Raw genomic sequence first — 19780 nt, forward strand, 5'->3', positions numbered from 1 at the left:
GCCAGTGGTGATGTGTTGGCCATGGAGCCGGCAAACGCTTTGGTCGATGGAGCATTGGCGCAGTTGAACCAGTGGCAGGCGATCGCAGATACCCACAACAGCCGTGAGCCTGCCAGCCGTGGTCTGGAGAAGCTGCAAGGCGATATAAAGGATTTTCAGGAGCCGGCCATTCTGCTCAGTGCGCCTAAGGGCATTGCTGCCGTCACCCCGGCAGGTCTGTTGCTCAAAAGTGGCGATGCACTGCACGTACAAACGGATGACGATATCCACTTGGCAGCGGCACAACGATTATCCGCGCACGCTAACCAAGGGATTTCCTTGCTGGCGCAGCAGGAAGGGGTGCGTCTGGTTTCCGGCAAGGGGCCCCTGGAAATCGAGTCCCATGATGATGTGCTCAACCTGATTGCCCAGCAGGACATCACCGTTCAGTCAGTGCAGGGCCATTTGCAACTGACGGCCAAGAATGGAATCACGTTGGGCTGCGGCGGGGCCTTCATTCGGATTACCCCGCAAGGCGAAATTCAGATTCACGGCCCCGGCCTCATCAGTATCAGGGGACAGCACCGCTTCAATGGCCCCGATAGCGAAGCATTTCCATTACCAGAGTTGCCAGGTTCCGTGTGCAGGGAGTGCCTCAAACGGGCGCGCGCCGCCGCGCAGGCTTTGACGTTCAGGGGGGAGCAATCATGACCCACGCTCAAGTGAAAGACTGGCTGGAACTGTTGGAGTACGGCTGCACACAAGTCTCCACCACGTACCTGGACATCATCATCGACCAAGCCGGCCACGACGAGCCCATGCTGCCCAGTGTGCTCACCGTGGAACCTCCGCTGCCTTGGCAGTCGCTGTTCGACGGTTTACCGGAAGAGGGCGCTGTAGAGGTAGCGCCGCTGATGGTCCGTGTCGACTTCTCTCAACCGCTGCAACGCCAGTGGCTAGTAGGGCTGATGCATGAGCTGCAGGGACAGGACCAGTTACTGGTGCTGGCATCATTATGGCCTTTCCACGCCTTGGCCGAACACCTTGGCCAGTGCCTGGAGGCACGCCATGGCCGTCGCACCGGATTGCTGAGATTTTATGATCCTAGGGTTTTTCCGTTGTTGTTCAGTCACGTCCTCACGGCGGACCAACAAGCGCCGCTCTTGCTGCCCGCCGTGTTCTGGAGTTGGCAGGATCGCGATGGCAAGGCTCAGTGCTTGCCGGGTGTTGGGGGTTTACCTCTAGATGGCGTGCGGTCGCTGCCGTTATTGCTGAGCGACGACCAGATTCAGGTGTTGAGTTGCTGTAGTGAAGCCACTCTTGCAATCGCCACTGCAGAGGAGGCGTTGTTTGGTGGCAACAGCCCTGAGCAGCGCTTTCAGGCTTGCTACGGCGTGTTGCTGGAAGCTTGTCAGGCAGGCTTGCTGCTTGCTACTGAGCGGACTGCCTACCTCTTTGACAGGGCGGGCAGCGCATGATCTCGAGCAGGTTTTGCCAAACAGCGCAGTCCGACATGCTTGTCGGAGGAACGGATATGCCCGTTCTGAACTGCTCTCCCGTTCCAACATGGAAGCTGCTCATCAACCGTTCGATGCATTGGTTGGGCATGTCCGGACGATCTTCAGTTGTACCGACTCTGTTCCGTCCGGCACAAGCAGGCAACGTAATGCGAGGCAGTTGGTTCGCACTACTAACGGTGGTCGTCAGTCTGGATGCCGAAGCCAGTGCCATCCATGGGATCAACCACACTGATTTGTCCATCAGCCAGTTCAGCGTCAATGGGCGTTCGGGGATTGATGTGATTGGACCCTTCCAAGGTGGTGGAGGTGGATGCTGCTACGTCGTACCAGAACATTGGCAGCCGGGGATGACAGTGGAGGTAGATTGGCAGACGGGGGCGGGGGCGGGAAGCAGTTTATCTAAGGAGTTCCCAGGTTTTGCAGACGAAGCAAAATATGACGAATGGCTTGATAAATTGGAGGCGCAGAGACGCAAACATTCCCGGCAGGTGTTGGTTCCCGATTACACCGATCAAAAAGTATGCGGCATCACCGTCCATTTTTTGCCTTGCGATGAAATACAGGTCACCACTTCCTGTTTTGCCTTTCGCAGCCCCGAATATCCGATCAAGACGCCATTGCTCCCGCAGGCGCCGGAGGTATGCCCGAAATGAAACATGCACCTGTCTGGTATCCGCCAGCGTTCCCAGTTGAAGGGCGTCTGCCGCAGAGCGTCAACCAGGTGCAGGAGAATATCCTGCGCCAGTGCGAACTGGAGCAGGGCTATCACGACGCCCTGTGTCTAGCCGCAGGCTATCGCGTGACTCCTCCCTGCTGCAAAACCCTGCACATCAGCCTTTTCTTCGACGGTACCGGCAACAATCTCAATAACGACCTGATAACAGCCACTACCCCGCACCCCACGAATATAGCGCGGCTATTCCGTGCCACCATCGGCGAGGGTATTGCAGGCGGTACTGGCCACCTTGGACAGCGGGCCGAGGATTTGACCGATGCAGAAGGCACGGGGTATGGACAGTATTTCAAGTACTACATGCCGGGGGTAGGCACACCCTTCGTCGAAGTAGGTGACCTTGACTACACCACACTGGGCCTGGCGGGTGGCAGGCTGGGTGAAGAGCGGATCAACTGGGCATTGCTGATGATCATCGATGCATTGCGACGCACCCTCGGCCAGCCACGGTTGGATAACGAGGCGCTACGAGTCGCGGTCAAGGCCATGGGGACTTGGGTCGGCATGGGCGCGGCTACGGGACGTACCAACCGTGCTAGCCAGTTCGCCAGGCAAATCAGGGCTCTTGAAAAGCCACTGCGCAGTGCGCTGGTACAACCACAGCCTGGCCAGTCGAAATTATTGGGTATCAAGTTGTATGTGTATGGGTTTTCCCGGGGGGCTGCCGCAGCACGGGCCTTTGTCAGCTGGCTGAATGAGTTGTTGCGAGGTAGGTCGCTTTTCAAGGTGGGCGACCTTGAACTTCCTGTCAGTGTCGAGTACTTGGGCGTGCTGGATACCGTGGCATCTGTAGGCATAGCTGATCTGTTGCCAGGTGCCAGCGGTCATATGGGATGGGCTGATGGTAACCAAGAGCTGCCTAGCAGTGGACTGGTCAAGCGTTGTCTGCACGTGGTAGCTAGCCATGAACAGCGCTTGTGTTTCCCGCTGGAGTCAGTCCGACGCCAAGGTGGCTTGTATCCAGCCAACTGCCACGAGGTGATCTATCCGGGAGTGCATTCTGATATTGGCGGAGGATATCCGCCTGGAGATCAAGGAAAGGCGGTAGGTAGAGATGATCGCTCACTACTGTCACAGGTCGTTTTGCATGATCTATACGCAGACGCATTTACGTTTGGCGCACCGTTCAAAGTGCCGGAAAACGCAGTGCCAGTTGGAATTTACTTTGATAGATGGAGAATAATGGATCCCGATATAGCCGGACAATTCTCTATCTCGCCAGAACTCATAACGCGCTTAAATGCTTGGCGAAAATTGACGTTAAATTTGCCTGGTCCGCAACTCTCGACCGGTGAACAATCTACTCAGTACCACCCAATACCCGCAGAAACAATCCTAGAACACGCCCTCCGTTCCCAAATGGGGTGGCTCACCGCCTGGCGCATCGATCGCTACGCTTTCGCCAGCCTGCACGATAGCCCTTTCTACAGACAGTCCACCGATACCCATACCGACCCTATGGAGCGGAAGCGGGCGGAGCAAAACCGCAATGACCAGCAATCAAGGATAGAGAAAAGGCGCAAAGAGCAACTGGCATTGGAGCGCGACAGCTACTGGCCCAGAATTCCGCTTGAGCCCGGTATCGCGGACTTCGATCCTGACATTGCAAAAACTCAGCTACGCGAAGCCGCTCAAGAGTTCGCTGTAGCCTACCGCGATCCGAAACGTTTGGTGTCATCGTTGCACCCGCTGGTTCCTGCCAAGAGTGCCCCAGCGTTCGTCATGCGTGTCATTACTGCTGATGCCCGCCTGGAAGGGCAACAAATGAAGGCAGATGCCCAGGCCAAGGTCCGCCGACTTTTTCCGCCACTGTCCGGTTATCGCAGCCATCTTGATGAAAATACCCGTGGCTTCGTCGATGAGCTGCGCAACGCAACGCTGGCGGAGGGTTTGCTGCGTTCCCTGTTCGATGATCAGGTGCACGACTCCCGCGCGTGGTTTCTTTACTCATTGGGGCGCGAGCCGCTGGGCAGCTATTTCCGTGAACGCATGGTTTTCTTCGGTGAAGCCAGCCGCCGGGAGGTGGCAATGCATACCGAGAGTGATGCCACGTGCGTGGCGGGCATGGAAAAGGGCATGGAGCCGGAGCACATCGCTCAAGCGCAGCAGGCCATAAAAAATCGCTGGGAGGCTTACCATGCAGCAGCCAAGGAGGTGACTGATGGCTTGGCTTGACTCGATTCGGCCTACCGCGAAGCGGGACGCACAAGTGCATCCAAGATCAGGGTTCTGCTTTAGCCTCGGTTCAATGCGGGAACCTCAGTCACGCCCGGCACCCGATCAGGTTCATTCGAAGGGGGGCCGCACGTGAGGCCTTTCATTCGCCAAGGCGACGCATTGCGAGAGTACGGCGGCAAAGTGCTGCGGGGGCGCTATGTATCAGAGGACAAGCCCATCGCCTGTCAAGGCGATGCGGTGCAATGCGCGCGGCATGGGTTGAACCATATCGCCGAAGGCAGTGACCTGATGACGTTCGATAGCAAGCCGGTGGCGCTGGAGGGGCATGCGTGTGCGTGCGGTTGCACGCTTGTTAGTTCGATGCCTGACTCTTTGGTGGCTTCATGAAATCGGCACCGGAGTTCGGCGCCTACCCGCTAGCGCCGCCGCCTGCCTACTCCAGATGGTTGGCCAGTGGATTTGCCCTGCTGGCCCTGGCCGGTGTTAGCAGCAGGGTGCTGCGCTCCTTCCTACAACAGGACTTGGTGAGCCCTGTAGTGCTGATGGTGGCAGGGGTGTGGGGATCGGCTTTTTTACTGCGCGTGTTGCGTTATCGGCTGAATCGCCATAACGCCTCGGTTTACGCCCAAACCGCCCAGCACATTGAGCAGGCCTGGTGGACGCAACATCGGCAACAGGTAGCGCTGCTGGAGAGCGTTTTGCTCGGGCCGCAATGCAGTGAGCCCGCGCACCGAAGTCGGTTTTTCGGTTCCCATCACCCTATGCCGGTGGCAGGGCAACTCGGTGGGGGCGAAGTCCTGCGCCTACCTCAAGTGTTTGGTCCTGATGCCGCTGGCCGCGAATCGCAGTTGGCTAGATTGCTTGCCGTGCAGTGGCAAAAGCAGACGCCGGATTCTGCCAGCTTAACCATTCAAGATTGTTATTGGCACGGGTCCGCCGAGACTTGGCAAGCCTTCTCCGAACAGATGTCGACCAGTTGTCCGCACGTCAAGCTACCCCCTTTACCCGTGGTCTGGAACGGTATTGGCACGCTTGATTCAGTCATCGACAAAATTCAAAACGCGCCTGCTGACACTCGCATTCTCTGCGCTGGGTGTGAGTCGGCCATGCCGGTACCAGGCGCGGCTCTTCCGGCTGGCGAAGCAGCAGTACTGTGGGTATTGGCCTCCGAAGGCCGCATTCGATTTTTTCGAGGTGAGTGGGCCCGCGCCGGCACTGATGCTCTCGATGCAGCAGCCCGGCGTGCATTGCAGCAGGCCGAAATAGAGGGCGTGGTACCGGCATGCCTCGCCACATCTGCGTCGGCAATATTCGATATGGGGAATATGGGCTGGAGCAGTGAGCGATATCCGCAAGAACGGCGTTTTGGTGCATTGCCCGCGCTCGGAGGCATGGTTGTCCAAACACTCGCTGCCTGGCGCGCCGAGATGCACGGCGAACCATGCGCGTGGTTAGCCAATGACCCTCATCACACTCTGGCCCTGGGAATTGTGGAAGCTCATGACTCAACTACTTGAAACCCCGAAAATCGGTGTTTGGCCTACTTTACTGTTGATGGCGCTGGTGATCGCTATATTGGTCAGCGTTGGTGCCGCGGCTTGGTGGTTTTGGGCGGCCGCCCAGATATTTAGCCAAGCCGTTTTGACGGATCTTGTACTCAAGGCGGTGGCATGCTGGGCGCTGTTGTTCAGCATGGCAGTGGTCGTCTGGCACATCATGCAGCGGGGAATTGGCACGCTGGTGAGGCGCCCACATCAACCGTCGTTACCGCCTCCATCTGAAACAGTTGATTCAACACGCGTTGGGAACTTGCGCCACCACCTGCGCCTGCACTACGGCCTGTTCTGGCGCCGCAAAGTCCGCTTCCTGCTCCTGATCGGCGACCCCGCCCAAGTCGAAGCCATCGCCCCCGGCCTCACCGAGCACCACTGGCTGGAAGGCAATGCCACCTTGCTGCTCTGGGGTGGCAACCTCGCCGACACCCCGCCCGGAGATCAAGCCAAATGGCTGAAGCACGTCCGTGCCCGGCGCCCCATCGACGCCATCATCTGGGCCCTCACCGAACCCCAAAGCGCCAACGTCAAAGCCATGAGCTCCGGCGCCCGCTACCTGCGCGACCTGTCCCGTGCCCTGGGCTGGGAGGCGCCGTTGTACCTGTGGCAGGTGTGCCACTACCGTTTCCCCTCGCCGGACGACCCCGCGCAACCGGTCGGTTGCCTGCTGCCACCCAATGCCTCCACCGCAGACCTGACCGCTGCCTTGCAGTCCCTGGTCGAGCCGCTTCGGGTGCACGGCTTTACCCAGATGCAGGGCAGCGGCATCGCGCGGTTTTTTCCTCTGCGCCTGAGCCGGGACCTGGGTGCCACCGGCATCACCCATTGGGCCCAGGCCCTGGCGCCGCTGCTGGCCGAGTTCGCCCGGGGCACGCCGTTGCGCGGCGTGCAGTTCAGCCTGGCGCGTCAGGACGGCCCGGTGCAGGGCGCCGACCACCTGTTGCAACTGGACGGCGCCTGGGGCGCGGTGCTGGGGGATCGGGATGCACGCGGGCGGCGCCTGGGTGGGTACCCGGCGCGAGTGCTGTCCGTGGCCTTGCTGGCCACGCTGGGGGTATGGGCGGTCGGCCTGCTGCTGTCTTTCATCGGCAACCGCGCGCTGGTGGCCGAAGTCGCGCACCTGGCCCAGCAGCCGCTGTCCAGTGTGAAGGCACTCACCACCCTGACCTATGAACTGGACCGCCTGGAATACCGCCGCGAACACGGCGAACCCTGGTACCTGCGCTTCGGCCTGAGCCAGAACCAGGCGTTGATCGATTGGCTGTGGCCCCGTTACGAGCAGACCAGCGCCTTGCTGATGCGCGACGTGGCGGCGGCCAGCCTGGAGCAGACACTGCAGGCCCTGATGGCGGCCCCTCCAGGCAGCCAAGACCGCGCGCGCCTGGCACGCGCAGCCTACGCCCCGCTCAAGGCCTACCTGATGCTCGCGAACCCGGAAAAGACCGACCCTGCGTTTCTGGCCCGTGAACTCGAAGCCCGGGTACCGGCGATGCCGGTGCTGTGGCGCTTCTACGCCGAGCAGTTGCCCGCGCACCCGCAGTGGCGCATCCAGGCTGACCCGGCGCTGATCGCCCAGGCTCGCCAGGTACTGCTGGCCGAACTCGGCCAGCGCAATGGCGAAGCCAACCTGTACCAGCAGGTGCTGGCACGCGTGGGCCAGCACTACCCGGCCCTGCACCTGGCGCAAATGGTCGGTGACACCCACGCCGCTGCTCTGTTCAGCAGCCACGATGCCGTGCTCGGCGTGTTCACTCGCCAGGCGTGGGAAGGGCAGGTGCGCGCTGCCATCGACGAGATCGCCGAGGCGCGCCGCGGACAGATCGACTGGGTGCTCAGCGACCAGCCAGGCAGCGTGGCCGGCGCGCTATCACCGCAGGCCCTCAAGGTCCGCCTCGGCGAGCGCTATTTTCGTGACTTCGGCAACGCCTGGCTGGGCTTTCTCAATGGCCTGCGCTGGCGGCAGGCCGACAGCCTGCCCGATGTCATCGACCAGCTGACATTGATGAGCGACGTGCGCCAGTCACCGCTGGTGGCGCTGCTCAACACCGTGGCCTATCAGGGCCAGGCCGGGGCCCAGGGGCCGGCGCTGGCGGATTCGCTGATGAAGTCGGCGCCGCAGATGCTCGGCAAGCCGCCGCTGCCGGCGCTCGATCAGCCCGCGCCAATGGACGACACCTTCGGCCCGCTTGCACAGCTGCTGATCCAGGGCGACAGCCAACCCGGCCTGCACGCCTACCTGACGCGCATCACCCGCGTGCGCCTGACGCTGCAACAACTGCTCACCGCCCCCGACCCCCAGGCCATGACTCAGGCCCTGGCGCAATCGGTGTTCCAGGGCCACCGCGTCGACCTCACCGACACCCGCGACTACGGCAACCTGATCGCCGCCGGCCTCGGTGCCCAGTGGGGTGGCCTGGGCCGCAGCCTGTTCGTGCAACCGGTGCAGCAAGCCTGGGAACAGGTACTGCAGCCCTCGGCCGCCGGTCTCAACCGCCAGTGGCAGCGGGGCATCGTCGAGCACTGGAACAGCGTCTTCACCGGCCGCTACCCCTTCGTCGCCACTGGCAGCGACATCTCCCTGCCGATGCTGGGGCAGATGATCCGCACCGACACCGGGCGCATCGAGCAGTTTCTGCACCAGCAACTGGGCGGCGTGCTGCGCAAGGAAGGCCAGCGCTGGGTCGCCGACCCGCGTCACGCCCAGGGGCTGCGGGTGAACCCGGCGTTCCTGGCGGCGGTGAACCAGCTCGGCCACCTGGCCGACGTGCTGTACACCGACGGCGGCATGGGGCTGGGGTTCGAGCTGCAGGCCAAGCCGGTGCGCGACGTGGTGCAGACCACCTTCATCCTCAATGGCGAGCGTCAGCATTACTTCAACCAGAAAGAATACTGGCAGCGTTTCAACTGGCCGGGGCGCAGTGACCACCCGGGCGCTAGCCTGAGCTGGACCAGCGTGCACACCGGTGAACGGCTGTTTGGCGACTACCCCGGTACCTGGGGGTTGATCCGGCTGCTGGAAGAGGCGCAGGTCACGGCGCTGGACGACAGCGACACACACTTTCGCATCGTGCTGAAGGCGCCGGACAGCTTGCCGCTGACCTGGCACCTGCGCACCGAACTGGGCAAGGGGCCGCTGGCGCTGTTGAGCCTGCGGGATTTCAAGCTGCCATCGCGGATATTTCTGGCCGAAGGTGAACGGGCCGACGCCTACGCGATGAATGAGGTAACCGAATGAGCCTGAATATGTTGCTGACAACCTGCCTGGGCGACCGTGACGCGGTGGCGCTGGGGCGCGAGCAGGCGGCGCGCTGGTCAGATTGGTTGCTACCCATCAGCGCGCAGGCCCCGGCAGGAAAAGACCCGGGGTATGACGACGACTTCCAGCGCTTGCGCGAAGAAGTGAACAAGCTCTCGGGGGCCGATACCGAGCTGGTCGCGCGGGTGGGGCAGAAACTGCTGGTACATAGCTGCAAAGACCTGCGCGTCGCTACCTATTACCTGTGGGCACGCTTGCAGCACGATGGCGAAGCCGGGTTCGCCGATGGTTTGAGCCTGTTGGCGGCTTTGGTGGAGTGCTTCGGCGCCCACGTACTACCGGAGCGCGCCAATAGCCGGCGGATGGCACTGGAGTGGCTGGCAGGTGACAAGGTGTTGGGGAGCTTGTCGTTGTACCCCGAGGTGGTGCGCACGGAGGCGGAACGTACCGTGGCCGCGCTGGCTTGGTTGGACCACGGCCTGCAGGCATGGCCACCGGAACATCGTCCTGAGCTGGGCACCCTGTACGCGGCGCTGTCGGCGCGGCTGGCGCAGTCTGGCGGTGTCGATGCGGTAGTGCCGCAGCACAGCGCCAGCTTTGAGCCAAGCGGTGTCGCGGCGCCCGTGGCCACCATCACGTCCGGGCGAGACCTGCTCGACAATGGCAAGGCGCTGGCCTCGTACCTGCGCGACCAGCCGCAGGGCTGGCTGGCGGCCCACCGGCTGATGAAAAGCCTGCGTTGGGACACCGTGCATCAGGTACCCCCTCAGGACGCCAGCGGCAATACCCGCCTGGCAGCACCACGCGGCGAATATCGGGCCCAGCTCAAACGCCTGTACCTGCAACAACGTTGGGGCGAATTGCTCGACCAGGTGGAGCGGGTCTTTGCCGAGGGGGTCAACCATTTCTGGCTGGACCTGCAGTGGTACCTGTGCCAGGCGCTCGGCCAGCAACCAGCGCCTCAGGACGGCTGGGCAGGCATTGTCAAACGTGACCTGGGGATGTTGCTGGAGCGCCTGCCAGGGCTGGAAAGCCTGCACTGGAATGACGGCAGTGCCTTTGCCGATGAAACCACGCGTGACTGGATTACCCAGCAAGTCAGCGGCAATCACCCCGCACAGTGGTTGCCCACGGCTCGGCCTGCGGGGCCACCGGGCGAGGATGGGGTCTTCGAGCTGGAGAACGAAGCCCTGGCCCAGGCTGAAAGCCACGGGGTGGAAGCCGCATTGGCCTGGCTGAACGAGCGTCCTGGTGTGCGCAGCGGCTATCAGCATTGGCAGCTGCGCCTGCTGATGGCTCGTGTGGCCGAGCAATTCGGCAAGGCTGACCTGGCGCTGCACCTGCTGGGCGAACTGGACGCCGCAGGGCAGCGCCATGGCCTGGATGACTGGGAGCCGGAACTCGACTTCGAGGTCAAGGCGCGATTGCTCAAGCTGCTGCGCCACAAGGCCCAGCGCAACGACGCCGACAAACCTGCCCTGGTGCGGCGCACCGAGTCGCTGCTGGCAGCGCTGGTGGCCATCGACCCAGTGCGCGCCGCCGTGTTGTGCGGCTGATCTTCAAAAAAGGACGCTTACCTTGAGCATGGACAATTTGACCCTGCAGTACTTCGAGGCGGAGATGCGCTACCTGCGGGAGGCTGGCCAGGAATTCGCCCAGGCGTACCCCGACCGCGCCGCCCACCTGAACCTGGACAAGCCCGGCGCCAATGACCCTTACGTGGAGCGCCTGTTCGAGGGCTTTGCGTTCTTGATGGGGCGCCTTCGGGAGAAACTCGACGACGACCTCCCGGAGTTGACCGAAGGTCTGGTCAGCTTGCTGTGGCCCCACTACCTGCGCACCATTCCGTCGTTGTCGGTGGTAGAGCTGGCGCCAGACATCGCGAAGCTCGGCCGCAGCGAACGAATCGAGCAAGGTTTCGAAGTGCTGTCGCAACCCATCGGTGCCCAGCGCACCCGATGCCGCTACACCACGACCCAGGCCATGACCCTGCGGCCGCTGACGCTGGACAGTGTTCAACTGGCCCATGCGCCGGATGGTCGCTCCCGGCTGTGCATACGCTTTTCCCGCGGCCCGACGGCCACCTGGCGCGACATGGACCTGGGTAACCTGGTGATGTACCTCAATGGCGATGCGCCCCTGGCGACTGCCCTGCACCATGCCCTGACCTTGAACGCTCAAGGTGTGTACCTGCGCTTGCCCGACGATGAGCCACCCCAGGTACTGGACGCGTATTTCGCCCCCAAGGGCTTTGCCGACGAAGACCGTCTCTGGCCCAAGGGCGACAGCGCGTTCAGCGGCTACCAGTTGCTGCTGGAGTACTTCACCTTCCGGGAGAAGTTCATGTTCGTGACCCTGCGGGGGCTGGAGTGTCTGGAGTTACCTGCCGAGGCCCCCTGGTTCGAGCTTGAAGTGGAGCTCAAGCAGGCCTGGCCTCATGACCTGACGGTGAGCCACGAGCACCTGTGTCTGCATGCCGTGCCAGTGATCAACCTGTTCGTGCTGGAGGCAGACCCGCTGGCGCTCGACCCGTTGCAGACAGACTACCTGCTGCGCTCGATGCGTCTTCAGGACGGGCATACCGAAATCTATTCAGTGGACCACGTGACCGGCACCCGAGATGGCAAACGCTACGACTACGTACCCTTTGCCAGTTTCCGTCACAAAGGCGGCATGCTGCGTGACGAGGCGCCTGAGCGGTACTTCCATACGCGGCTGAAAAAGGGCGTGAACGGCTTGCATGACACCTGGCTGGTGCTGGGGGGGGAGGGCTTCGACGAAGACCGGCTGGTGAGCAATGAATCCCTTTCGTTGACCCTGACCGGCACCCACGGGCAATTACCGCGCAAAGCCTTGCAAAGCAGCCTGCTCGACACTGTCATGGCGGCCGGGAAGGCAGGCTTGAGGGTGCGCAACCTCTGCCCGCCGACGCTACCGTGTTACCCGCCCAGCCGTGATCGTTTTCACTGGCGCGTGCTCAGCCACCTGGGGTCCAATTTCCTGCCAATGCTCGATAGCGCCGAGGTGCTGCGTGGCACGCTAGCCCTCTATGAGTGGACTGCGAGTGAGCTCAACAGGCGGCGCCTGGAGGCGATCGTCGAGGTGAGCCACACGCTGACCCAGCGTTTTGAAAAGGGTTTTCTGCTGCGCGGTGTGGACATCGAAATCACCCTCGACGCCAACGGTTTTTGCGGTGAGGGTGACATCCACCTGTTCGGCGAAATGCTCAACCGTTTCTTTAACCTGTACGCCGACATTCACCTGTTCAACCAGCTCACGCTCATCCTGCAACCCACCGGCAAGTGCTTGCGCTGGAGCGAAAATCACAGCCAGAGGATTCCAGGATGAAGGTGCAACGCCTGCTGGCGGTGCTGCAGCCGCGGGTATCACACAGTTCGGTGTGGCGCTTTTGCCAATTGCTGGAGCAAGCCTCGCCTGACCGCCCGCCATTGGGCAGCACCTCGCATCCCGGTGACGATCCGGTACGCTTTCGCCCGGATCCCGGCATGGGCTTTCCCGCCAGCGAGCTCAAGGCCATCGAAACCTGCGTCGAACAGCCCCACCGGCCCACCACTGTGCGTACGCGCCTGCTGGGCCTCTACGGCGTCGACTCGCCGTTGCCCACTGCCTACCTCGATGACATCGCCCAGTGCCGGGAAGGGCATGAAGCGCTGGAAGCCTTCCTGGACATTTTCAACCATCGCATTTTCACCCAGTTCTACCGTATCTGGCGCAAGTATTGCTACCCCGCCACGTTCGCCGCCGGTGGTACCGACGCCACCTCGCAGTGCTTGCTGGGCCTGGTAGGCCTGGGGATTCCGGGCACCGCCAGGCATATCGCCACTCCGCTGTCACGCTTCCTGGCGTTGCTGGGCGTGATGCGCTTGCCCACGCGCAACGCCGAGGGCATCACCGCGCTGGTCAAGCTGCTTGCACCGGGTACCCGTGTACAAGTGACGCCTCACTGGCCGTTGCGCATTCCGCTGGCACGGCCTGCCGGGCTGTGCCAGCGACATCCGGTGAGCCTGTCCCAGGGTACGCCTTTGGGGAGCACCGGCCAGGACGCCAACAGCCAGTTGCAGATGACGCTGCTCACCGAGCACCCGGATGAAGCGGTGGGGTGGCTGCCGGGTGGGCCGTTGCACAGCGACCTCCTGGTGCTGTTGCGTGTCTACCTGGGCTGGCGCTGCACGGCCAGGCTGCGGTTGTCATTGGCGCCTCACTTGCTGCCGACGCCGTTGCTGGGGCGGGCTGGGGTCTTGCTGGGCATGACCGGGGTGCTGGGCAGCGCCGGCGACACCGCTATCACGATCAATCTGGGCCGCTATCAAGGCCTGCAGGAAAACCCGCAACTGAGGAAAACTGAACATGTCGCGTACCGTTTTCAAGGCAATGATGACCGCCGCTCTCAGCATCATGCTCAGCGGCTGTGGCGTGACCCAGGCCGTGAGTGACGGCACTGCGTCCACGGCCCGGGCGATATTCCACAAGCAGGTGGACACCCTGCACCTGGACTTCAGCGGCCGGGAGGCGTTGAACACGGTTGGGCCGGACATGAGTGCGCTGTCGGTCACGACCCTGGTGCGGGTGTACCAGTTGCGTGATGCCAAGGCGTTCGAGAAGGCCAGTTACGACCGCATCGTCGCCAATAGCGAATCACTGCTGGGGCCGGACCTGTTGAACGAACATGCCGTGGTGGTGAAGCCCGCCCAGGGCGCGGTGTTGAATGTGCCACTGGCCAAGGAGGCGAAGTTTGTCATGCTGGTGGCGCTGTTTCGCCAGCCCGACACGCAGTTGAACACATGGCGCCTGACCTTGCGCCGCGACCAGTTGGACCCGGACCACGCACGCCGGCTCGAGCTAGTTGGCAACCGCCTGACGTTACAACCATTGGCCAAGGAGTGACGCATGGACGAGTCAGGCCCATCACTGTATGAGCGCCTCTTGCTTAATTTCACCGGCGAACTGGCGGTGCATGCCGTCAACGAGGAGGACCAGGCTACCCTGTCGGTACTCGACAACCTGCAGCGTATTCTCAATAGCCGCGCCGGCGCGCTCGCCCACCTGCCAGGCTATGGGTTGCCAGACATGGGCCTGATACTGCAGGGCTTGCCGGCTTCCGCCCATGGCTTGTTGGGGACCATGGCCGATACCTTGCTCAGGTACGAGCCGCGCCTGGCGAGTCTGCATATTGAACTGCTACCACAACGACAACCCGGGCACCTGGAGTATGGCTTGGACATTCAACTCAAGTGCGGCGCCAAGGTCGCATTTGGTACCACGCTGGCGCCCGAGGGCAGGGTGTTGGTGCGCCACCTGACGCGCCAGCACTATCTGGCTCGACCGCAGACGATGAGTGAACGCGGGACTGGCGACGGTTGAACGGTGCGGCGCAGGACAGCTCTGGAAAATCCCGCCACTGAGAATCCATTGCAGTTGTAACCTTTTCATTAACAATTGATAATGGTTTGCATTAACCCGCCACGGTTCTGAACCATGTCTTCGACACCCGCCCTCCACGGCCCTGCATTACGCCGCCATGTGCTGCACTGCCTGTTCGGTGACCACCATGGCTGGTTGTTGCAACGCCTGCGCGCTCGCCTGGGTTGCCAGCATGACGCCGCCGACATGGCGGCCGAGACGTTCATGCAGGTGGTGGCCTTGCCGGCCCCCGAAGGCATTCGGGAACCGCGTGCCTTGTTGACTACGATAGCCAAGCGCCTGATGTACGACACCTGGCGGCGCCGCGATCTGGAACGGGCTTACCTGCAGGCCTTGGCGTTGCAGCCCGAGGCGGTGGAACCCTCGGCCGAAGAGCGTGCCCTGACCATGGAAACCTTGCTGGCCATCGACGCCTTGCTCGATGGTTTGTCACCCCGTGCGCGCACGGCGTTCCTGTGCAGCCAACTGGATGGCATGAAGTACGCCGATATCGCCGCCATGCTCGGTGTATCGACCATTCGCGTGCGCCAGTACGTGGCCAAGGGCCTGAAGCTGTGCTGCCGGGAGTTGCTGGAGTCATGAACCTGCCCCGTGCGGCCCTGGAACAGGCCATCGAATGGACCGCGGTGCTTCGCGATGAACCGTTGCCCGCCAGCGATCGCCGCGCCTTTGAACGCTGGCTCGGTGCCGATCCGGCCCACTCGGAAGCCTGGGCGCGGGTGCAGCAGCATCTGCATCGCTCGCTGGGGCCGCTGTCGGCCCGTGACGCACCGGTGCGCCAAGCGTTGCAGGCACCGCGGCCCAGCCGTCGTCATCTGTTGCGCGGCGCATTGGTGTTGGCCGGCGTCGGCATTACCGGCATTACCCTGACACGTCAGGGCATGCCGCTGGCAGATGTTGCTGCCGACCTGCGCACCGGTACCGGCGAACGGTTATCCCGTGACCTGGCCGATGGCAGCCACCTGCAACTGGATGCCCGCAGTGCGGTGGACCTGGCGTTCGACGCCCATGAGCGGCGCGTGGTACTGCGCACGGGCAAGTTGATCATCGACGCCCATGCCGACCCTCGCCCCCTGCGGGTGGTGACTGCTTTTGGCTGTGTGCAGACGTTCGATGGACGCTGCATGGTCGCCACCTACGAAGACCGCGCCCATGTCTGGGTGATGCGCTCCAGTGTCACCGTTGAACTGGGCCGGGGCGGGCAGACGCAGCTGGTACGTGCCGATCACGGTGTGAGCCTGGGCCGCACCCTGCAGCCACTCACGGCCGAGCGCAACGGTGAAAGCACCTGGGGCGATGGCTTTCTCAATGTTGTCGACTGGCCGCTGGGGGATGTGATTGCGGCCCTTCAACCCTACCGCCATGGTGTATTGCGCATCAGCCCCAAGGCGTCGGCCTTGCGGGTTTCCGGGCTGTTTTCCCTGGATAACAGCGACCGGGCACTGGCCTCGCTGGAACAGACCATGCCGGTGCGCGTGCGGCGCTATTTCGATTGGTGGGTCAGCGTCGACACCGTGTGAATTTTTTTTCGAGTGCCTATATCGCTTTTTCGATCTCGCGGGACATAGCTCAAGAACCGCACTGATATGCGGACACACCTGGAGCCCTTTCATGTCCCGCCGTAGTCCTCGCTTCGCCGTTTCGCCTTTGTGTCTTGCCCTGCTACTGGCCGGCGCGCCGCTGTTCACCAGTTCCGTCAGCGTTGCCGCCGAAACACAGGCCACCTATAGCTTCAACCTGCCAGCGGCCCCCTTGGCCACGACCCTGGGGCGCATCGCCCAGTTGAGCGGCCGCGAGATCGTCTACGCGCCCGACCTGGTCAGCGGCCGGCAGGCTCCGGCGGTTCAAGGTGAGTTGAGCACCGAGGTGGCGCTGGCGCGGGCACTGGAAGGCTCCGGGCTGGCATTGCAGAGCACCGATGGCGGCGTGTTGACCCTCAAGCCATTGCCGGTTGGGGCGCTGAACCTGGGCGATGTGAACATCAACGGCCGTTCCCAGACCGATGCCGGTGACAGCAACCAGACCTACGTGGCCAAGCGCAGCCGCGGTGCCACTAAGACAGATACCCCGCTGGTGGAGGTGCCGCAGTCGATCTCGGTGGTGACCCGCAAGCAGATGGACGACCAGGCGGTGCAGGGCGTCAGTGAAGCGATCCGCTACACCCCGGGTGTGTACGGTGAATTCACCGGCGCCAACAATACGCGCGAACAGTTTCGTATCCGCGGCTTCTCGCCGTACGTGTTTCAGGACGGCCTGATGCTACCTTACGGCGAGAGTGGCCAGGGCAGCGTAGCCGAGCCTTATGGGCTGCAAAGCATCGAGGTAGTGCGTGGCCCCAGTTCCATGCTGTACGGCCAGAGCCGTCCCGGCGGCCTCATCAACCTGACCAGCAAGATGCCCACCGAGACGCCGCTGCATCAGGTACAAGTCCAGGGTGGCAGCCATGACCTCAAGCAATTGGGCTTCGATTTCGGCGGCCCGCTGGATGCGCAGAACACCCTCAGCTACCGCCTGACTGGCCTGGTCAAGGACAGTGGTACCCAGGTCGACCACGTCGACAACAACCGGCAGTTCATTGCCCCGGCCCTGACCTGGCGCCCTGACGACGACACCACGCTGACGGTGCTGGCCCAGTACCAGCGCGACTGGGGCGGCACCACCGAACAATATTACCCGGCCAGCGGCACGCTTCATGCCTCGCCCTGGGGGCATATCAGCAGCCACACGCTACTGGGCGACCCGGATTTCGACAAATTGCGGCGTGAGACCTTCCAGCTCGGCTATCTGTTCGAGCATCGCCTCAACGACACCTGGACGCTGCGCCAGAACCTGCGCTGGAGCAAAGTCAACGTCGAGAACCGCTCGGCCTATGGCAATGGTTACGTCAGCGCTACCAGCCCGTTGCTGGCCCGCGCCACCTCGGACATCAAACGTAACCTGCAAATTTTCAACGTCGACAACCAGGCCCAGGCCAACTTCAACACCGGCGCCCTTGAGCACACCTTGTTGATGGGTATCGATTATCGCCGGACCGGCTTGCTGAATACGGCGGTGAACGGCACGTTCACTTCCATGAACCCTTACACGGGTGCAGGTACCGATGGTACCCAGGGTACTACTCGCGTGGGCCGTGACCTTTATCAGACGCTCAAACAGACCGGCATCTATTTTCAGGACCAGATCAAACTGGACCACTGGATCGTCACCTTGGGCGGGCGCTACGACCGCGCCGATGCCGATAGCCATTTCCGCCCTGACGGCAGCAATCCCACCGACCGCTACATTCCCCAGGATGATGACAAAGGCACCTGGCGCGGTGGCCTGGGGTACCTGTTCGATAACGGTCTGATGCCATACTTCAGCTACTCGCAGTCCTTCGACCCGATGCTCAACACCAGCGTCAGCGCCACTACGCCGATCTTCAAGCCGACCGAGGGCGAGCAGTACGAGGCGGGGATCAAGTATCAGCCACCTGGCCAGGACAGCTTTATCACCGCGTCGGTTTATGACCTGAAACAGAAGAACCTGACCACTCCCGACCCCCTCAACATCAACAACACCGTGCAGATCGGCGAAGCCCGCAGCCGTGGGCTGGAGCTTGAAGGCAAGGCGGTGCTCAATGACAACCTCAGCTGGCTGGCGTCCTACACGTACACCGATAGTGAAGTGACCAAGTCGGGCTACCTGACCTCGCTGTATCGCGACAAGGGCAACGAATTGCCGTTCACGCCGCGCCATCAAGCGTCGACCTGGTTCGACTACACCGTGCATGACGGTGTATTGGATGGCTTTGGCCTGGGGTTGGGCGCGCGTTACACCGGCACCTTGTGGGGCAGCAGCGTCAGTTCGACCAGCGCCACTGTCAACCGCATCAAGACCGGTAACATCACGGTGTTCGATGGCGCCGTGCACTACGACCTTGGCAAACTGAGCCAAGGTCTGCGCGGTACCCGCGTGGCCGTCAACGCCAGCAACCTGTTCGACAAGGACTACGTGACAGCCTGCACCAACGCCAGTGCCTGCTACTTCGGCCCGCGTCGCAATGTGATCGCCACGCTGACATACGACTGGTAAACGGCCCGTGGCCGGCGTATGACATACCCGGCATCAGGCCAGGTCCGCTGAATGGGGCCTGGCTAGGGCCGCGACGCCAGCAGGCGCCACAAACCGCGCACGGTCTTCCTGTTCCAGTGGCGCAGGGGGATATCGCGCAAGGTGCTGCGTGCCAGGGGCTTGTCGCGGCTGGCATACTTGAGGAACATCGAGTTGCGAAAGCGCATGCACACCTGTTCGTACTGGGGATGCTCGCGGAACAGGGCGTAGGTCTTGAGTACGTTCTCCACCATGAAACGGCCATTCTTGAAGGTGTTGGTAGGGTGGTCCCGGTATTGGGCCAGCACCTCGCCCAATACGTCGATGCAATAGCCGACCCGCAGGATCGACAGGGTGATGTAGATGTCCTCCAGGCGGATGTCGGGGTCGAAGCCGCCCACCTTGTCCAGCGCCTCGCGGCGGAACATCAGGGTGGCCGCGGCGGGGCCCGGCTTGCGACCCAGGAAGAGGTCGTCGAAGTCCAGGCGTCGAAACGGCAGGTCCCGGTTGCGCTGCTCCCGGGCGCCCATGACATTGCCCTGATGGTCAATCGTCTCGATGTTGGCCGAGCACACGCCCACTTCAGGCTTGCCCTCGAGGTACTGGACCTGGGTGGCGATGCGATGGGGCAGCATGATGTCGTCGGAGCCAAACGGAACGATCAGCGTGCCCCGGGCACGTGCAATGGCAGCATTAAGGGTCGCGGACAGGCCCTGGTTGGCCTGAACCCGCAAGTCGAAACCATGCGCGGCCTGAAGCTGCTTGAGCAGGGCCACGCTATTGTCGGACGAACCATCATCGATGACCAGCAGTTCAATATGCGGGTAAGTCTGGCGAAGCACACTGTTGATACTGGCCTCGATGTAAGGCGCATGGTTATAAGACGCAATGATGACCGTGACCAGCGGTACGTCGGGAACAACATCAAACATGGCACTACCTTCGAAATACCAATACAGGGCGGCGCGATGAATATCAGGCGGTTTGGAATCAGGGCCGGCGGGGCGCTTAGCCATTCAAAGCTGGA

General features: G+C 62.3%; 17 protein-coding genes. 15 read left to right on the plus strand and 2 right to left on the minus strand.

What is annotated here, in order from left to right; all coding sequences use genetic code 11:
* The 6 genes from QBK88_RS27040 to QBK88_RS27065 form a co-directional block, all read left to right on the plus strand.
* The coding region (locus QBK88_RS27040) for a DUF2345 domain-containing protein (protein WP_277964453.1) at window positions 1-690 on the plus strand (690 nt) is incomplete at its 5' end.
* Complete coding sequence (locus QBK88_RS27045; RefSeq protein WP_277964454.1) at window positions 687-1457, plus strand: DUF4123 domain-containing protein; 771 nt, start codon at window positions 687-689, stop codon at window positions 1455-1457. The genes QBK88_RS27040 and QBK88_RS27045, both read left to right, overlap by 4 nt.
* 188 nt (window positions 1458-1645) lie before the next feature.
* Window positions 1646-2152: a DUF3304 domain-containing protein gene (locus tag QBK88_RS27050; RefSeq protein WP_277964486.1), complete on the plus strand. Its 507-nt coding sequence runs from the start codon at window positions 1646-1648 to the stop codon at window positions 2150-2152.
* Complete coding sequence (locus QBK88_RS27055) at window positions 2140-4407, plus strand: T6SS phospholipase effector Tle1-like catalytic domain-containing protein (RefSeq protein WP_277964455.1); 2268 nt, start codon at window positions 2140-2142, stop codon at window positions 4405-4407. The genes QBK88_RS27050 and QBK88_RS27055 overlap by 13 nt, the downstream gene beginning before the upstream one ends.
* Window positions 4408-4539: 132 nt before the next feature.
* Window positions 4540-4797 carry a PAAR domain-containing protein gene (locus QBK88_RS27060; RefSeq protein WP_277964456.1) on the plus strand — a complete coding sequence of 86 codons (258 nt, stop codon included), beginning with the start codon at window positions 4540-4542 and terminating at the stop codon, window positions 4795-4797.
* Window positions 4794-5927, plus strand: a complete 1134-nt coding sequence (locus QBK88_RS27065; protein WP_277964457.1) for a hypothetical protein — start codon at window positions 4794-4796, stop codon at window positions 5925-5927. The genes QBK88_RS27060 and QBK88_RS27065 overlap by 4 nt, the downstream gene beginning before the upstream one ends.
* On the opposite strand, the gene QBK88_RS27070 is transcribed toward QBK88_RS27065, so the two are convergent.
* Complete coding sequence (locus tag QBK88_RS27070) at window positions 5916-6104, minus strand: hypothetical protein (protein ID WP_277964458.1); 189 nt, start codon at window positions 6102-6104, stop codon at window positions 5916-5918. The genes QBK88_RS27065 and QBK88_RS27070 overlap by 12 nt on opposite strands.
* A 22-nt stretch (window positions 6105-6126) precedes the next feature.
* Between QBK88_RS27070 and QBK88_RS27075 the strand changes: the two genes are divergently transcribed.
* From QBK88_RS27075 to QBK88_RS27115, 9 genes are all read left to right on the plus strand, one after another.
* Window positions 6127-9198, plus strand: coding sequence for an ImcF-related family protein (locus QBK88_RS27075; RefSeq protein ID WP_445765007.1), 3072 nt, complete (start codon window positions 6127-6129; stop codon window positions 9196-9198).
* Window positions 9195-10775, plus strand: a complete 1581-nt coding sequence (gene tssA, locus QBK88_RS27080; RefSeq protein ID WP_277964460.1) for a type VI secretion system protein TssA — start codon at window positions 9195-9197, stop codon at window positions 10773-10775. Before QBK88_RS27075 ends, tssA begins: the two co-directional genes overlap by 4 nt.
* A gap of 22 nt (window positions 10776-10797) precedes the next feature.
* Window positions 10798-12567, plus strand: coding sequence for a type VI secretion system baseplate subunit TssF (gene tssF, locus QBK88_RS27085; RefSeq protein ID WP_277964461.1), 1770 nt, complete (start codon window positions 10798-10800; stop codon window positions 12565-12567).
* A complete protein-coding gene (gene tssG, locus QBK88_RS27090) occupies window positions 12531-13673 on the plus strand; it encodes a type VI secretion system baseplate subunit TssG (protein WP_277964487.1) in 1143 nt (380 codons plus the stop codon). The genes tssF and tssG overlap by 37 nt, the downstream gene beginning before the upstream one ends.
* Window positions 13588-14124 (plus strand): type VI secretion system lipoprotein TssJ, encoded by a 537-nt coding sequence (gene tssJ, locus QBK88_RS27095; RefSeq protein WP_277964462.1) that lies wholly within the window; start codon window positions 13588-13590, stop codon window positions 14122-14124. Before tssG ends, tssJ begins: the two co-directional genes overlap by 86 nt.
* Window positions 14125-14127: 3 nt before the next feature.
* Window positions 14128-14601: a type VI secretion system baseplate subunit TssE gene (gene tssE, locus QBK88_RS27100; protein WP_277964463.1), complete on the plus strand. Its 474-nt coding sequence runs from the start codon at window positions 14128-14130 to the stop codon at window positions 14599-14601.
* 114 nt (window positions 14602-14715) lie between these two features.
* Window positions 14716-15243, plus strand: a complete 528-nt coding sequence (locus tag QBK88_RS27105; protein WP_277964464.1) for a sigma-70 family RNA polymerase sigma factor — start codon at window positions 14716-14718, stop codon at window positions 15241-15243.
* Entirely contained in the window at window positions 15240-16181 is a 942-nt protein-coding gene (locus QBK88_RS27110) for a DUF4880 domain-containing protein (RefSeq protein WP_277964465.1), read from the plus strand. Before QBK88_RS27105 ends, QBK88_RS27110 begins: the two co-directional genes overlap by 4 nt.
* Before the next feature lie 91 nt (window positions 16182-16272).
* Window positions 16273-18735, plus strand: a complete 2463-nt coding sequence (locus QBK88_RS27115) for a TonB-dependent siderophore receptor (RefSeq protein WP_277964466.1) — start codon at window positions 16273-16275, stop codon at window positions 18733-18735.
* A gap of 62 nt (window positions 18736-18797) precedes the next feature.
* Here QBK88_RS27115 and QBK88_RS27120 read toward each other — a convergent pair whose 3' ends face one another.
* Complete coding sequence (locus tag QBK88_RS27120; RefSeq protein WP_277964467.1) at window positions 18798-19685, minus strand: glycosyltransferase; 888 nt, start codon at window positions 19683-19685, stop codon at window positions 18798-18800.
* Window positions 19686-19780: the final 95 nt, after the last annotated feature.

This window comes from Pseudomonas sp. RIT-To-2, assembly GCF_029623465.1.
GTDB classification, from domain to species: domain Bacteria; phylum Pseudomonadota; class Gammaproteobacteria; order Pseudomonadales; family Pseudomonadaceae; genus Aquipseudomonas; species Aquipseudomonas silvicola.

What these genes read in the sequence shown, in the direction of transcription:
- QBK88_RS27045 (WP_277964454.1), top strand. Translation starts at nt 687, where the DNA reads ATGACCCACGCTCAAGTGAAAGACTGGCTGGAACTGTTGGAGTACGGC.
- QBK88_RS27050 (WP_277964486.1), top strand. Translation starts at nt 1,646, where the DNA reads ATGCGAGGCAGTTGGTTCGCACTACTAACGGTGGTCGTCAGTCTGGAT.
- QBK88_RS27055 (WP_277964455.1), top strand. Translation starts at nt 2,140, where the DNA reads ATGCCCGAAATGAAACATGCACCTGTCTGGTATCCGCCAGCGTTCCCA.
- QBK88_RS27065 (WP_277964457.1), top strand. Translation starts at nt 4,794, where the DNA reads ATGAAATCGGCACCGGAGTTCGGCGCCTACCCGCTAGCGCCGCCGCCT.
- QBK88_RS27070 (WP_277964458.1), bottom strand. Translation starts at nt 6,104, where the DNA reads ATGCTGAACAACAGCGCCCAGCATGCCACCGCCTTGAGTACAAGATCC.
- QBK88_RS27075 (WP_445765007.1), top strand. Translation starts at nt 6,127, where the DNA reads ATGCAGCGGGGAATTGGCACGCTGGTGAGGCGCCCACATCAACCGTCG.
- tssA (WP_277964460.1), top strand. Translation starts at nt 9,195, where the DNA reads ATGAGCCTGAATATGTTGCTGACAACCTGCCTGGGCGACCGTGACGCG.
- tssJ (WP_277964462.1), top strand. Translation starts at nt 13,588, where the DNA reads ATGTCGCGTACCGTTTTCAAGGCAATGATGACCGCCGCTCTCAGCATC.
- tssE (WP_277964463.1), top strand. Translation starts at nt 14,128, where the DNA reads ATGGACGAGTCAGGCCCATCACTGTATGAGCGCCTCTTGCTTAATTTC.
- QBK88_RS27105 (WP_277964464.1), top strand. Translation starts at nt 14,716, where the DNA reads ATGTCTTCGACACCCGCCCTCCACGGCCCTGCATTACGCCGCCATGTG.
- QBK88_RS27110 (WP_277964465.1), top strand. Translation starts at nt 15,240, where the DNA reads ATGAACCTGCCCCGTGCGGCCCTGGAACAGGCCATCGAATGGACCGCG.
- QBK88_RS27115 (WP_277964466.1), top strand. Translation starts at nt 16,273, where the DNA reads ATGTCCCGCCGTAGTCCTCGCTTCGCCGTTTCGCCTTTGTGTCTTGCC.
- QBK88_RS27120 (WP_277964467.1), bottom strand. Translation starts at nt 19,685, where the DNA reads ATGTTTGATGTTGTTCCCGACGTACCGCTGGTCACGGTCATCATTGCG.